11 protein-coding genes are annotated in these 12,997 nt (G+C 68.1%); 4 read left to right on the top strand and 7 right to left on the bottom strand.

The window, feature by feature from the left end; genetic code table 11:
• Positions 1-76 precede the first annotated feature (76 nt).
• The 3 genes from QPK29_RS02710 to QPK29_RS02700 are packed head-to-tail and all read left to right on the top strand — an operon-like array spanning position 77 to position 2,498.
• Positions 77-970: an EamA family transporter gene (locus QPK29_RS02710; RefSeq protein WP_371769751.1), complete on the top strand. Its 894-nt coding sequence runs from the start codon at positions 77-79 to the stop codon at positions 968-970.
• Positions 967-1,482 (top strand): GNAT family N-acetyltransferase, encoded by a 516-nt coding sequence (locus QPK29_RS02705; RefSeq protein WP_371769752.1) that lies wholly within the window; start codon positions 967-969, stop codon positions 1,480-1,482. The genes QPK29_RS02710 and QPK29_RS02705 overlap by 4 nt, the downstream gene beginning before the upstream one ends.
• 29 nt (positions 1,483-1,511) lie before the next feature.
• Entirely contained in the window at positions 1,512-2,498 is a 987-nt protein-coding gene (locus QPK29_RS02700; protein ID WP_371769753.1) for an aldo/keto reductase, read from the top strand.
• On the opposite strand, the gene QPK29_RS02695 is transcribed toward QPK29_RS02700, so the two are convergent.
• On the bottom strand, positions 2,479-2,688 hold the full coding sequence (locus QPK29_RS02695; RefSeq protein ID WP_371769754.1) for a hypothetical protein: 210 nt from the start codon (positions 2,686-2,688) through the stop codon (positions 2,479-2,481). The genes QPK29_RS02700 and QPK29_RS02695 overlap by 20 nt on opposite strands.
• Before the next feature lie 155 nt (positions 2,689-2,843).
• Between QPK29_RS02695 and QPK29_RS02690 the strand changes: the two genes are divergently transcribed.
• Entirely contained in the window at positions 2,844-3,488 is a 645-nt protein-coding gene (locus tag QPK29_RS02690) for a ThuA domain-containing protein (RefSeq protein WP_371769755.1), read from the top strand.
• On the opposite strand, the gene QPK29_RS02685 is transcribed toward QPK29_RS02690, so the two are convergent.
• The 6 genes from QPK29_RS02685 to mfd form a co-directional block, all read right to left on the bottom strand.
• Positions 3,445-5,946, bottom strand: a complete 2,502-nt coding sequence (locus QPK29_RS02685; protein WP_056131753.1) for a TonB-dependent receptor plug domain-containing protein — start codon at positions 5,944-5,946, stop codon at positions 3,445-3,447. The genes QPK29_RS02690 and QPK29_RS02685 overlap by 44 nt on opposite strands.
• A 330-nt stretch (positions 5,947-6,276) precedes the next feature.
• Positions 6,277-6,696, bottom strand: coding sequence for a hypothetical protein (locus QPK29_RS02680; protein ID WP_160409802.1), 420 nt, complete (start codon positions 6,694-6,696; stop codon positions 6,277-6,279).
• A gap of 148 nt (positions 6,697-6,844) precedes the next feature.
• The gene (locus QPK29_RS02675; RefSeq protein WP_156403786.1) at positions 6,845-7,264 is read right to left on the bottom strand and encodes a hypothetical protein; all 420 of its coding nucleotides are present in this window, start codon (positions 7,262-7,264) and stop codon (positions 6,845-6,847) included.
• A 31-nt stretch (positions 7,265-7,295) separates the two neighbouring features.
• Entirely contained in the window at positions 7,296-8,528 is a 1,233-nt protein-coding gene (locus QPK29_RS02670; RefSeq protein ID WP_371769756.1) for an SGNH/GDSL hydrolase family protein, read from the bottom strand.
• Between the two features lie 82 nt (positions 8,529-8,610).
• Positions 8,611-9,459 carry a phosphoserine phosphatase SerB gene (serB, locus tag QPK29_RS02665; RefSeq protein ID WP_371769757.1) on the bottom strand — a complete coding sequence of 283 codons (849 nt, stop codon included), beginning with the start codon at positions 9,457-9,459 and terminating at the stop codon, positions 8,611-8,613.
• Positions 9,460-9,479: 20 nt separating this feature from the next.
• Positions 9,480-12,929, bottom strand: coding sequence for a transcription-repair coupling factor (gene mfd, locus QPK29_RS02660; protein ID WP_371769758.1), 3,450 nt, complete (start codon positions 12,927-12,929; stop codon positions 9,480-9,482).
• Positions 12,930-12,997 lie beyond the last annotated feature (68 nt).

Here is a 12,997-nt window from a genome sequence, read left to right as displayed (position 1 = left end):
GCCAGTCCCATCGTAGCGCCGGCGGAGGGGGCCGGTTTGATGATATCGTTGCAGGTTTCGCTACACGCCGCTTTCGATGTCCTCTTCCACGCGTCCGTCCGTTGTTCCCTACGCAGCCCTGCTGTTGTCCCTCGTCTCGCTGACGACGGGCGCCTCGCTCGCCAAGCACCTGTTCCCCGTCGTCGGCGCGGCCGGCGCCACCGCGATGCGGCTGACCTTCGCCGCCGTGATCCTCGCGATCGTGTTCCGGCCGTGGCGCATCGGCGTGCGGGGTGATGGACGCGCGCTGCTGCAATACGGCCTGTCGCTGGGCGCCATGAACCTGAGCTTTTATTCGGCGCTGGCGTATGTACCGCTGGGGATCGCGATCGCCGTCGAGTTCACGGGGCCGCTCGTCGTGGCCGTGGCGACGTCGCGCCGGCGCCTGGACTTCGCCTGGATCGCGCTCGCGTGCGTGGGCCTCGCGCTGCTGCTGCCGCTGGGCGGCGATGCGCCGGCGGTGGACTGGCGCGGCATCGCGTTCGCGCTCGTCGCGGGTGCCTGCTGGGCCGTGTACATCCTGGCGGGCAAGCGCGCCAGCGCCGCCTACGGCGCGGCCGCGTCGAGCTGGGGCACGGTGCTCGGCGCACTGATCGCCGCGCCGGTCGGCATCGCGCACGCGGGCGCGGCGCTGCTGGAACCGTCCGTGCTGCTGCTCGGCTTGGCCGTGGCCGTGCTGTCCAGCGCGATCCCCTATTCGCTCGAGATGGTCGCGCTGCGCCGCCTGCCGGCCAACACGTTCAGCACCCTGCTCAGCGCGGAGCCGGCCATCGGCGCGCTGATGGGCCTCGTGCTGTTGGGCGAGCACCTCGACGTGTCGCAGTGGCTCGCGATCGGGCTCATCGTCGCGTCGTCGATCGGCGCCGCGACCAGCGCGAGCCTGGCCGCGCGCCGCCGTCCCGCCGATGTCGAACCGCCGGTGCCGCTATGACTGAACAGATCCGGCTGCTGCAGGAAGACGACTGGGCCGCGTTCCAGCAATTGCGCGTCCAGGCGACCGTCGAGTCGCCGCTCGCGATCTGGCCCACCCGCGACGAAGAGGCGGGACGCACGCCGGCCGAGGTCCGCGCGCGCATCGCGCCGACGGTATTCCAGGCCGTGTTCGGCGCGTTTTCGGGCGACGAACTCGTCGCGATCGCCGGCGTGCGGCGCGAACCGCTGGCGCAGGTGGCGCACAGGGCGATGCTGTGGGGTGTCTACGTGCAACCGGCGCATCGGCGCGGCGGCCTCGCGCGGCGCCTGCTGGCCGCCGCGTGCGCGCATGCGCGGGCGCAGGGCGTGCTGCAGATCCACCTGGCGGTGAATGCCCGGAACCCGCGCGCGCTCGCCCTGTACGAGTCGCTCGGGTTCGTCCCCTATGGCCGCGAGCCGCGCACCTTGCGGGTCGACGGCGTTTTTTACGACGAGATCCTGATGGCGCTGCCGCTGGATCGGGTACAGTAGCGCACCCACACAACGACTAACGAGGGAAGATGATGCAGCGACGACAACTGGGCCCCGACGGCCTGACGATACCGGAAATCGGCCTGGGCTGCTGGCAGCTGGGCGGCGGCTGGAGCAACGACTGGAACGACGACATCGCGCAGCAGACCTTGCAGACGGCGATCGACGCGGGCGTGCGCTTCATCGACACGGCCGATGTCTACGGCGACGGCGCCAGCGAGCGTTCGATCGGCCGCTTCCTCGCCGGCCGCAAGGATGCGGATATCGTCGTGGCGACGAAACTGGGCCGCGCGGGTATTTACCCGGACGGCTACACGCGCGCGTCGCTGCGCGAAGCGACGCAGCGTTCGCTCGAGCGCCTGCGGGTGGACGCGCTGGACCTCACGCAGCTGCATTGCGTGCCGACGGAGGTGTTGCGCCAGGGCCACGTGTTCGACTGGCTGCGCGAGCTGCAACAGGAGGGCTTGATCAAGCGCTGGGGCGCCAGCGTGGAGTCGGTCGAAGAAGGCCTCATGTGCCTGGCACAGGACGGCCTCGCGTCGCTGCAGGTGATCTTCAACATCTTCCGCCAGAAGCCGGCCGAGGAACTGTTCCCGCGCGCGGCGGACAAGAAGGTCGGCATCATCGTGCGCCTGCCGCTCGCGAGCGGCCTGCTGGGCGGGAAGATCACGCGGGCGACGACGTTCCGCGACGACGACCACCGCAATTTCAACCGCGACGGCGCGATGTTCAACGTGGGCGAGACGTTCGCCGGACTGGAACTGGAGCGCGGCATCGCGGCCACCGAGCAGGTGGCGGCGCTGGTGCCGGCCGGGATGACGATGGCGCAGATGGCGCTGCGCTGGATCCTCGACCACCCGCAGGTGTCGGTGGTGATTCCCGGCGCGAGCCGCCCGGAGCAGGTGCGGGCCAACGTGGACGCGGCGGCAGTGCAGCCGCTGCCCGCGGACCTGCACGAGAAACTCGCGGGTGTGTACCGCGCCCATGTGCGCGACTTCATCCGCGGGCCGTACTGATGATGCGCGCCGGTGTGCTGGCCGCGCTCGTCCTGGCCGCAACGATGGGCGGCGCAGCCGCGCAAACCGTATCGCACGGCACCTGGGCCGGACCGCCCGCCAACGCGGGCCCCATCGCCGTCACGCCCCCGCCGCCGGGCGCGGCGCCGGCGTCCCCGGTGCCGCCCGGCATGCGTTCGCCTTCGCCCAAGCACGTGCTGGTACTGGGCGGGGCGCGCGGCTGGCATCACGATTCGATCCCGGCCGGGATGGCCGCCGTCTACAACTGGGGCCGCGCGACGCATCTGTGGGACACCGACATGCGCACGGAATTCAGCCGTCGTCAACGGGCGCGGCGGCCAGCCGATGACGGCCGGCTTCCAGCCCGTGGGCCTGCGCGACTTCGATGCGGTCGTCGTCGTCAGCGCGACCGGCGATTGGGGGCTGGACGCTTCCCAGAAGGCCGCGCTGCTCGACTTCGTGCGCGCGGGCGGGGGACTCGTCGCGATCCACGGCGGCGTCGACGCGAACCACGGCTGGAAGGAATACGTGGACATGGTGGGCGGGGCGTTCGTGTCCCACCCCTTCAACAATCACGCCTGGCCGCTGTTCCCGTTCCCGCTGCGGACCGAGAACCGCGACAGCCCGATGACGTCGTTCCTGCCGGCGCGCTGGATCCGGCAGGACGAGCTCTACGTCGTGCGGAATTTCTCGCGCGCCGATGCGGAAGTCCTGCTCAGCATGGACGGCGAGCGGCTGGACATGACGCGCATCCCGGAGCAGCTGCCGCCCGACCGCGACGTCCCCGTCGCCTGGATCAAGCAGTACGGCAAGGGACGGGTGTTCGCGTCCACGATCGGGCACGCGAAGGAAGCCTTCGACGATCCCGACGTGGCGCGCATGTACACGGAGGCGATCCGCTGGGCGCTGCGCCTGTCCGGAGACGACGCGCGCCCGCATCCTGCGCTTACAGAGCCACGTCCAGGCGGGCCGACCAGGACCGGCCGTTGATGCCGAACGGGCAGGTCTCCCAGCAGTAGGTGAAGCCCAGCTGCGGGAACGGCGCCGCCTTGACCGGGTCCCACTTGGTCGGGAACGTGTTGAAGATGTTGTTCGAACCGACGGTCAGGCTGGTCGACTTCGAGAAGTTGTAGCGCACGGTGGCGTCCACGATCCACTTGCCGTCCCAGGTCTGCACGAACGGTGCGGTGAAGCCCTGGCCCTGCACTTCGCCGTACCAGTTGGCGCGTACGTTGCCGTTCCACTGGCCGTGCGTCAGGTCGGCCGCCAGCACGTGGTGCTGGCGCGGCTGGCCGCGTTCGATCAGGGTCACCTGCGAGTCGTCGAACAGCTGGGCGCCCGTCAGCACCGGCGAATCCGAATGGCGGCCCGTCACCGACGTGCGGTTGAAGTCCAGCTGCGCGGACAGCACGAGCGTCGTGGCCGGCCAGCGGGTCGTGTGCTCGGCGACGATGTCCAGGCCCTTCGTTTCGGTGTCGATCGCGTTCGTGAAGAACTGCGCCTGGCCGACCTTGAGCGGATCGAGGATGGCCTTGATCGGGCAGGCGGCGGCCGTCGCGCACGCACCCGATTCCGGCGCGATGTTCGACGAGAAGACGATGCGGTTGTCGATGTCGATGCGCCACAGGTCGGCGGTCACCGAGAAGTTCGAGGCCGGACGCAGGATGATGCCCACGCTGCCGTTCTTCGACGTTTCTTCCTTCAGGTTCGGAATGCCGAAGGCCTTGGTGACGGCGCTGCCTTCGCGCGCCGTCAGCGTCTCGGTCAGCACGCCGGCGCTGTTCAGGTTCGTCGACACGGAGCTGTAGAATTTCTGCTGCACGCTCGGTGCGCGGAAGCCGGTCGACAACGTGCCGCGGAAACCCACCTGGCGGCTCGGGTCATAGCGCAGCGACAGCTTGCCGGTCGTCGTGCTGCCGAAGTCCGAGTATTTTTCCCAGCGCGCGGCGGCGCCGACCAGCAGCTGCGGCGTGATGTTGTATTCGGCGTCGGCGTACAGCGCGATATTGTGGCGTGCATCGTCGACGGCGGTAGCGGGCGTGTAGCCGGGGAAGCCCTGCGTGCCCGACGCGGCCGCGCCGCCCGTCTGGTCCTTGATCACGATGGCCGGATTGTTGGTGCGGCCGTACTGGTACGAGACCGGGTCGCCGGCGTCGATCGCATATCCGTCGCGGCGCCATTCGAAGCCCGTCGCGAAGTTGATCTTCCTGCCCAGGACGTCCAGCGGGCCGCGCAGGTCGGCATTGAACGTCGTCTGCTTGAATTTCAGCTTGCCGGTATCGGCTTCCAGCGGGGACTCCGCATAGATGCCGCCGCCCGGTTTCGGCTCGAACCAGTAGCTGACGTTGATCGTGCTCTTTTCGTGGAAATCCAGTTCGCTGCGGCCGTGGTTGAGCGAGACGTCGACCTTCCAGTCGTTCGCGAGGTCGCGGCGGTAGCCGACGGCCAGCGACGCATCCTTGACGGTGGTGCGGATGTTCGGCAGGAAGCCGTTCGGGTAGACGGCAGGCACGTTGCGGCCGTCGCCCGCCGAGCGGAAGAAGCCGGCCGAATCGCCCGTGCGGTGCGATACGCCGCCGAAGGTATAGAACTCGCCCGCGCTCGACACGGGAACGGCCGAGTTCCACCAGAAGTACTTGTCTTTCGCGAGGCTGTCGCCGATGCGCTGCGTGACGCGCGGCGGGTCGACCCGGAGGGAGTCCACGCCCGCGCGGTTGGTTTCGCCGCGGTGGCGGGCCTCGGCCGTCAGGTTGATGTAGCCGCCGTCGCCGATCGTCCAGCCCTTGTTGACGCTGCCCTGGCGCAGCTCGCCGCCGCCCTCGGTCGTGCCGCCGACGGTGCCGGACAGCTGCGTTTCGTTGGTCTGGTTCTTCAGCACGATGTTGATCACGCCGGCGATCGCGTCGGAACCGTACTGCGCGGCGGCGCCGTCGCGCAGCACCTCGATGCGCTGGATCGCCGACATCGGGATCGCGTTGATGTCCGTACCGGCCGAGCCGCGGCCGATCGTCTGCTGCACGTTGACGAGCGCCTGCTGGTGGCGGCGCTTGCCGTTCACGAGCACGAGCAGCTGGTCGGGGCCCAGCGAGCGCAGGGTGGCGGGGCGGATGATGTCGGTGCCGTCGCTGATGAACGTGGTCGAGAAGTTGAAGGACGGGTCGAGCGTCTGCAACAGCTTGCCCAGTTCCACCGGACCGGCCATCGCCATGTCCTTGGCGCCGATCAGGCCGACCGGCGCGGCCGAGTCCAGCGCCGTGCGCGCGGTCGAGCGCGAGCCCAGCACCACGACGGACGCCATGCCCTTGTCGGCGGGCGGCTGTGCCTGCGGCGCAGTGGCGGGGGGAGGATCGGCAGGGGTCTCTTGGGACCAGGCGGGAGAGAAGGCCAGGAACAGCGAGGAAGCGAGCAAAGTGCGGGTAAAGACGGGTACGGCGCGGAGTTGGGTCATCCTTATTCTCTCGTCGATGGTTGTTGTTGTGAGAACGCCCAACCGCACCGGGTGGATGCCGGCCAGGCGTGACCCAGTGTAACGAGCGCCCAGCCGTATTCACAATCGTCACCTGTCTATACTGTTGTGAAATTGATGCATGAAGGGCAATCTTGCTTGTTGTGATAGACGAATTACGGCTATTCTGGGGAGGATGCCAGCATTGTCGGCCACACAAGGGGCCGCTTGCGAGCATGAGAATTCCGAATATGCATATACGCGGAATGTCACAAAGTTGCTGATTTGTTAGCGCGGGACAGGCCCGGCGGCACGCCGGGCCAGGGTGGACGGTCAGGCCGATACGTCGATGGTGGCGCCCGGCGCGGCGGTGGGCGGGGTCGTTGCGGACGCGCTGTAGGTCAGCGATTCTGCGCCGCCGGCTTGCGTCCGGTGGCTCCGGTGGTGCTGCGCTCCCTGCGTTCCGCCGCTGGCTTCCTTGCGGTCGTCGCGCAGCTTCGCGAGCGCCTGTTTGGCCGCATCGGCGTCGCCGCTGTCGAGGGCCTTGCCGATGGCGGCGATGGCCTGGTCGCGCTGGTTCGTGGTCCCCGACGCATCGGTCGCGCCCTGGCGGTTTTTCTGGAGCGTGTCGAACGCCGCCCTGGCGCTCGCGAGGTCGCCGCTGTTGATGCCGTCGACGAGCGATTTCATCGCGCCGCCGCGGGAGGCGGGCTGTGGGGACACCGAGGTGGTCGAGATTGCGGATACGGTCATGCTGATTCTCCCGTGAGTTGACAAGAGGCGCCGATCGCGTCGTTGCGTCGAGCGCCGAGCCTTATAACGTCACGGGACAGCAAACCTGATGGGCAAGCGGGGCGGTTTTACCCCGCTTTACATGCATTACGCGCCGTCCATGTAGCGGTCACACGTAGACATTGATCGTGTTGACGATGCCCTGCGCGACGGCGTCTTCGACCGCGACGCTCGTTAGTGCGGGATTCGATTTCAGGATCGTGCCCCAATCGCCCGGCACGGCGGCCGCCACGGACGTGCTGGACGCTGCGGACGTGTCCACGGATGCGGCCGGATCGGTCGGCGCCGGCGCGGCCGTGTCCGCCTGCGCCATGCCGGCCTGCGCGACCGCGTTCAGCAGGCCCGTCGCGTCATACGTCTGGACGCCGCTGTCGCGGTTGCCCAGGGTCGCGACGATGCTCGCTTGTTCGGACAGGTTCGACAAGGTCACGCGGGTCGCCGGATCCTGCGTCGCGGGCTCGGGCGGTTTCGTCGTCACGGACGTGTTTGGCGTCGGGGTGGGCGTCGATGAGAGGGAAGAGATGGCCATGATATTCACCTGAATTGTTGCCACAAGCAAACTATACACCGAACCAGCCCAACGGTATCGCTTTCGCCATGGCTTCGTAGCCGAGATCGTTCGGATGCAGGTGATCGCCCCCGTCGTAGGCCGGCAGCAGCCGCGTGGGACGGCCCGGATCGCGCAGCACGGCGTCGAAGTCCGCCACGGCATCCCAGGCGCCGGACGTCCGGATCCACGCGTTGGCGCGCTGGCGCACGGCATCGCGCGCCGTCGTGAAATACGCATGGCCTTCGTACGGCGGCAAGGTCGTGCCGATGACCTGCATGCCGCGCGTGCGCGCCCGGGCGATCAGTTGCAGCCAGCCCGCTTGCAGGGATTCCGCGGGGACGGGACTTGACGCAGAGCTATAGAGGATGTCGTTGATGCCGATGAGGACGAACAGCCAGCGCGCGCCGGCCGTGGCCAGCACGTCGCGGTCGAAACGCTCCAGCGCGTCGCGGCCGGACAGCAGCGCCGTCGGATAGTCCGTCAGCAGCGAATTCGCGCTGATGCCCCGGTTGACGACGGCGATGGGCGCGCTGCCGGGCAGGGTCTCGGCGCGCAGGCGGCGCGCCAGGTAGTCGGTCCAGCGGCGGTTGGCGTTGCTCGTGCTGCGCACGCCATCCGTCAGCGAATCGCCCAGGGCCACGATGGCGGACGGCGTGCCGGCGGCACTCGTCACGTCGACTGCGGTCAGGAACGGCCACGAGGCCAGCGTGCGCTGCACGGGCAGCGTGTTCGCTCCCGCGTAATTGCCGGCGACGGACACGTAGTTCGTCTGGAGCGCGAGGTCGTGGATCGACGTCGCCTGCGTGCTGCCTGGCAGCCAGAGGCTGACGGCCAGGTCGGCCAGCGCGGGCACGGCGAAGTCGATGGGGTCGGAGACCAGCGGATCGCCCGGTGCGACGGTGGCGCCCGACGATCCGCCGAACGTCAGGTCGCGCCCGCTGCCTGCGAGGAGGCTGGCGCCGCCGGAGCGCACGCCGATGTGGGCGGCGCCGATGCGCAGAGGCCCGCTGCCCATTTCATTCGACAGCCGCACGCGCACGCGGTTGCCGGGGATGCTCGTGTGGACGATCAGGCGCAGCGTCTGGTTGCTGAACGTCTGCAGGCTGGCGGACGGCGGCGGGCCGGCCGGCGCCGTGCCCCACGTGGCGCACCAGGCGCTGGAGGACTGGGCGCGGACGGCCGGCAGCGTCAGGCAGCCGGCCAGTGCCGGCAAGGCGTGGAGAAATGTGCGGCGTGACGGCATCGCGGGCTCCGTGATCGACGAGCGGACCCCATCAATCTACACATGCACACCGCATAGCCCTTGCGCCAGATCAGGAGAGGCGTCAGGCGAGGACGGCAAGCAGGCCGTCGAGGCCCGTGACATTCAGCGCCACGTCGGCCTGCGCGCGCACCACGGGCTTGGCGCGGAAGGCAACGGACAGGCCGGATACGCCCATCATCTTGAGGTCGTTGGCGCCGTCGCCCATGACAATGGCCTGAGTCGTGGCGATGCCCAGCTCGGCGCACACGCGTTCGACGGTGCGCTTCTTTTCCTCCGCGTCGACGATGCCGCCGACAACTTTACCGGTCAGCACGCCGCCGGCCGCTTCCAGCACGTTCGCATGGGTGTAGTCGAGGCCCAGGCGCGTCTTGAGGCGTTCGGTGAAGAAGGTAAAGCCGCCCGAGACGAGCAGCGTCTTCAGGCCCGCGGCCTGCACGGCCTGCAGCATCGCTTCGCCGCCCAGCGAGATGCGCAGGCGTTCTTCGTACACGCGCTCGAGCGCGTCGACCGGCAACCCTTCCAGCAGCGCGACGCGGCGCGTGAGGCTTTCCGAGAAATCCAGTTCGCCGCGCATCGCGGCTTCCGTGATCGCGGAGACTTGCGGCTTGAGGCCCTGCATGTCCGCGATCTCGTCGATGCACTCGATGGTGATCAAGGTGGAATCCATGTCCATCGCGACCAGCTTGAAATCGGCCAGGGTCAGGTCCGCGTCGACGAACGTCGCGTCGATGCCGGCGGCGTGGGCGGCCGTCTCGACTTGCGCTTTCAGTGCCGGCGTGAAGTCGAACCCGTCGCAACGGAGCGCGTGCGCGTGGAGTTCGGTGGTGCGTGCGGGACGGGCGAGGGCGGCAATGTGTGCGAGTGCGGCCTGGTCGGCCGCTGGACCCTGGAGGACGAGCTTCTTGGACATGATAGGTTCGGTGTTCTGTTTTAAGCGAGGAGTTGTTTGATGGTCTGCTTGACCTGGTTCACGCGCGCGGCCAGGTCCGGCATATTGGCCGTGATGCGCAGCTTGTCCTGGCCGGCCAGCTTGACGTGGCGGTTCTTTTGAATGAGCGTGATGATCCTGATCGGGTCGATGGGCGGCTTTTCCATGAACTGCAGGCTGGCGGCATCCGCATGCGCGTCGATCTTGACGATGCCGACCGACTTCGCCGCGATGCGCAGGCGGTGCGTCTCGATCAGCGCCTTCACGGCATCGGGCAGCTTGCCGAAGCGGTCGATGAGTTCTTCCTGCATGTCGTCGATGCGGCCCTGCTCCTCGCAGTTCGCGAGGCGCTTATAAATCGACAGGCGCTCGTGCACGTCGCCGCAAAAGTCCGCCGGGAGCAGGGCGGGCACGTGCAGGTTGATCTCCGTCGTCGACGACAGCGGCGCGCTCATGTCCGGTTCGCGGCCGGCCTTCAGCGCCTTCACCGCTTCGTTCAGCATGTCGGAGTACAGCTGGAAGCCGATTTCCAGCATCTCGCCCGACTGGTTCTCGCCCAGCACTTCGCCGGCGCCGCGGATTTCCAGGTCGTGCATGGCGAGATAGAAGCCGCTGCCCAGTTCTTCCATCTGCTGGATCGCGTCCAGGCGGCGCTGCGCCTGCTTGGACAGTCCGAGCACATCGTTCACGAGCAGGTAGGCATAGGCCTGGTGGTGCGAGCGGCCGACGCGTCCGCGCAGCTGGTGCAGCTGGGCGAGGCCGAACTTGTCGGCCCGGTGCATGATGATCGTGTTCGCGGTCGGCACGTCGATGCCGGTCTCGATGATCGTCGTGCACAGCAGGATGTTGTAGCGCTGGGCGACGAAATCGCGCATCACCTTTTCCAGGTCGCGCTCGTGCATCTGGCCGTGCGCGACGGCGATGCGCGCTTCCGGCAGCAGCTCGCGCAGCATCGCGAGGCGGTTCTCGATCGTCTCGACTTCGTTGTGCAGGAAGTAGATCTGGCCGCCCCGTTTCAGCTCGCGCAGGCAGGCCTCGCGGATGACCGAGCCGTCCTCGCTGCGCACGAACGTCTTGATCGCGAGGCGCTTCTGGGGCGCCGTCGCGATGACGGAAAAGTCGCGCAGGCCTTCCAGCGCCATGCCCAGCGTGCGGGGAATCGGCGTCGCGGTCAGCGTGAGCACGTCGACTTCGGCGCGCAGGGCCTTCAGCGCTTCCTTCTGGCGCACGCCGAAGCGGTGTTCCTCGTCGATGATGACGAGACCGAGGCGCGTGAACTTCACGTCCGGCGACAGCAGTTTATGGGTGCCGATCACGATGTCGACGGTGCCGTCGGCCATGCCCTTGATCGCGTTGTTGATCTCCTTGCCGGTGCGGAAGCGCGACAGTTCCGCGATGCGCACGGGCCAGTCGGCGAAGCGGTCGGAGAACGTCTGCGCGTGCTGCTCCGCGAGCAGCGTGGTCGGCGCGAGGATCGCGACCTGCTTGCCGCCCATGACGGCGATGAACGCGGCGCGCAGGGCCACCTCGGTCTTGCCGAAGCCGACGTCGCCGCACACGAGGCGGTCCATCGGCCGGCCCGACGTCATGTCCTGGATGACCGCGGCGATGGCGGCGCGCTGGTCCGGCGTTTCGTCGAAGCCGAAGCTTTGCGCGAAGTTTTCGTAGTCGGTGGCCGAGTATTCGAACGAATGGCCCTGGCGCGCGGCGCGGCGGGCGTAGAGGTTCAGCAGCTCGGCCGCCGTGTCGCGCACCTGTTCCGCGGCTTTTCTCTTCGCCTTGTCCCACTGGCCGGAGCCGAGCGTGTGCAGCGGCGCGTCGTCCGGCGCGGCGCCCGAGTAGCGCGAGATCACGTGCAGCTGCGACACCGGCACGTAGAGCTTCGACTCTTTCGCGTATTCCAGGTGCAGGAATTCCGTCTCGCCTTCGCCCAGGTCCATGCTGACGAGGCCCAGGTAGCGGCCGATGCCGTGATTGATGTGCACGACGGGATCGCCGATCTTCAGCTCCGACAGGTCGCGCACCATCGACTCGACCTGCGAGCCCGCTTCCTGCTTCTTCTTGCCCGCGCGGCGGCCGGTGCCCGCGTACAGCTCCGTCTCCGTGATGAACACGAGATGGCCGGCGCCTTCTTCCATCAGCTCGAAGCCCGCCTGCAGCGGCGCGACGCCCAGCACGACCTTCGCCGCCGTCGCGCGCAGGCCGTCGAAGCCTTCGATCAATGCGAGATCCAGCTTGTACTCGTTGAAGTACTGCTGCAGGGTCTCGCGCCGGCCGGCCGATTCGGCGCAGATCATCACGCGTTTGCCGGTGGCCTGCATCAGGTACGAGCGCAGGTTCGCGAGCGGATCGTCGAGGCGGCGGTTGACGGCGATGTCGGGCACCGGCGCGGACAATTCGGACGCGCCCGCGTTCGCGTCGCGCGCGATCGCCCAGCGGCCGTGCGGCTTGGCCTGCACGAAGAAATCCTCGGCACCGAGGAAGATCTCCTTCGGTTCCAGGATCGGGCGGTCGCGGTCGCTCTTGAGGAATTTGTAGCGCGATTCGGTATCGAGCCAGAAGCGCTGGATAGCCGATTCGATGTCGCCGACGAGGGCGAGGCTCGCTTCGTCCGGCAGGTAGTCGAACAGCGTGGCCGTCCCGTCGAAGAACAGCGGCAGGTAGTATTCGATGCCGGCCGAGGCGATGCCGTTGCCGATGTCCTTGTAGATCGTCGACCGCGACGGATCGCCTTCGAAGCGTTCGCGCCAGCGGCCGCGGAAGGCCGTGCGCGACGCCTCGTCCATCGGGAATTCGCGGCCCGGCAGCAGGCGCACTTCCTTCACGGGGTACAGCGAGCGCTGGGTGTCGGCGTCGAACGTGCGGATCGTCTCGATCTCGTCGCCGAACAGGTCCAGGCGGTACGGCAGCGCGGAACCCATCGGGAACAGATCGATCAGGCCGCCTCGCACCGAGTATTCGCCCGGCGACATCACCTGCGTGACGTGCGTGTAGCCGGCCAGGGTCAGCTGCGCTTTCAGCTTCGCTTCGTCCAGGCTTTCGCCCTGGCGGAAGAAGAACGTGTAGGCGGCCAGGAACGACGGCGGCGCGAGGCGCACGAGGGCCGTCGTCGCGGGCACGACGAGCACGTCGCACTGGCCGTTGCGGACTTCGTGCAGCGTGGCGAGGCGTTCGGACACGAGGTCCTGGTGCGGCGAGAACGCGTCGTACGGGAGCGTCTCCCAGTCCGGCAGCAGGTGGCAGGACAGCTTGCCTTCCGCGAACCAGGGAATTTCATCGAGCAGGCGCTGGCCGTCGCTGGCATTCGCGACGATCACGGTCAGCATCTGCTTCCTGGCTTTGAGCGCGAGGGCGGCGACGGCGAGCGCATAGGCATCGGCCGAGCCATGCAGCTGGGGCAGGGCGAAACGGGTTCCGGGCTTGGGAAGGTGTTTGGTGAGGTCGAAGGGCATTGACGCGGTGCTGTTCGGGTTCGTCAGGACGAGCGTCCATTATAGTCGAACAACGTGCGGGCCGCCCT

It is taken from the genome of Massilia orientalis (assembly GCF_030411975.2).
In the GTDB taxonomy this organism is placed as follows: Bacteria; Pseudomonadota; Gammaproteobacteria; order Burkholderiales; family Burkholderiaceae_D; genus Telluria; species Telluria orientalis.
Note: the sequence above shows the minus strand (reverse complement) of the source record. Positions and strands in the feature narration are given on the sequence as shown.

Excerpts from the sequence above, each read along its gene's own strand:
- QPK29_RS02710 (WP_371769751.1), top strand. The coding sequence starts at position 77 with ATGTCCTCTTCCACGCGTCCGTCCGTTGTTCCCTACGCAGCCCTGCTG.
- QPK29_RS02705 (WP_371769752.1), top strand. The coding sequence starts at position 967 with ATGACTGAACAGATCCGGCTGCTGCAGGAAGACGACTGGGCCGCGTTC.
- QPK29_RS02700 (WP_371769753.1), top strand. The coding sequence starts at position 1,512 with ATGATGCAGCGACGACAACTGGGCCCCGACGGCCTGACGATACCGGAA.
- QPK29_RS02690 (WP_371769755.1), top strand. The coding sequence starts at position 2,844 with ATGACGGCCGGCTTCCAGCCCGTGGGCCTGCGCGACTTCGATGCGGTC.
- QPK29_RS02685 (WP_056131753.1), bottom strand. The coding sequence starts at position 5,946 with ATGACCCAACTCCGCGCCGTACCCGTCTTTACCCGCACTTTGCTCGCT.
- QPK29_RS02680 (WP_160409802.1), bottom strand. The coding sequence starts at position 6,696 with ATGACCGTATCCGCAATCTCGACCACCTCGGTGTCCCCACAGCCCGCC.
- QPK29_RS02675 (WP_156403786.1), bottom strand. The coding sequence starts at position 7,264 with ATGGCCATCTCTTCCCTCTCATCGACGCCCACCCCGACGCCAAACACG.
- QPK29_RS02670 (WP_371769756.1), bottom strand. The coding sequence starts at position 8,528 with ATGCCGTCACGCCGCACATTTCTCCACGCCTTGCCGGCACTGGCCGGC.
- serB (WP_371769757.1), bottom strand. The coding sequence starts at position 9,459 with ATGTCCAAGAAGCTCGTCCTCCAGGGTCCAGCGGCCGACCAGGCCGCA.
- mfd (WP_371769758.1), bottom strand. The coding sequence starts at position 12,929 with ATGCCCTTCGACCTCACCAAACACCTTCCCAAGCCCGGAACCCGTTTC.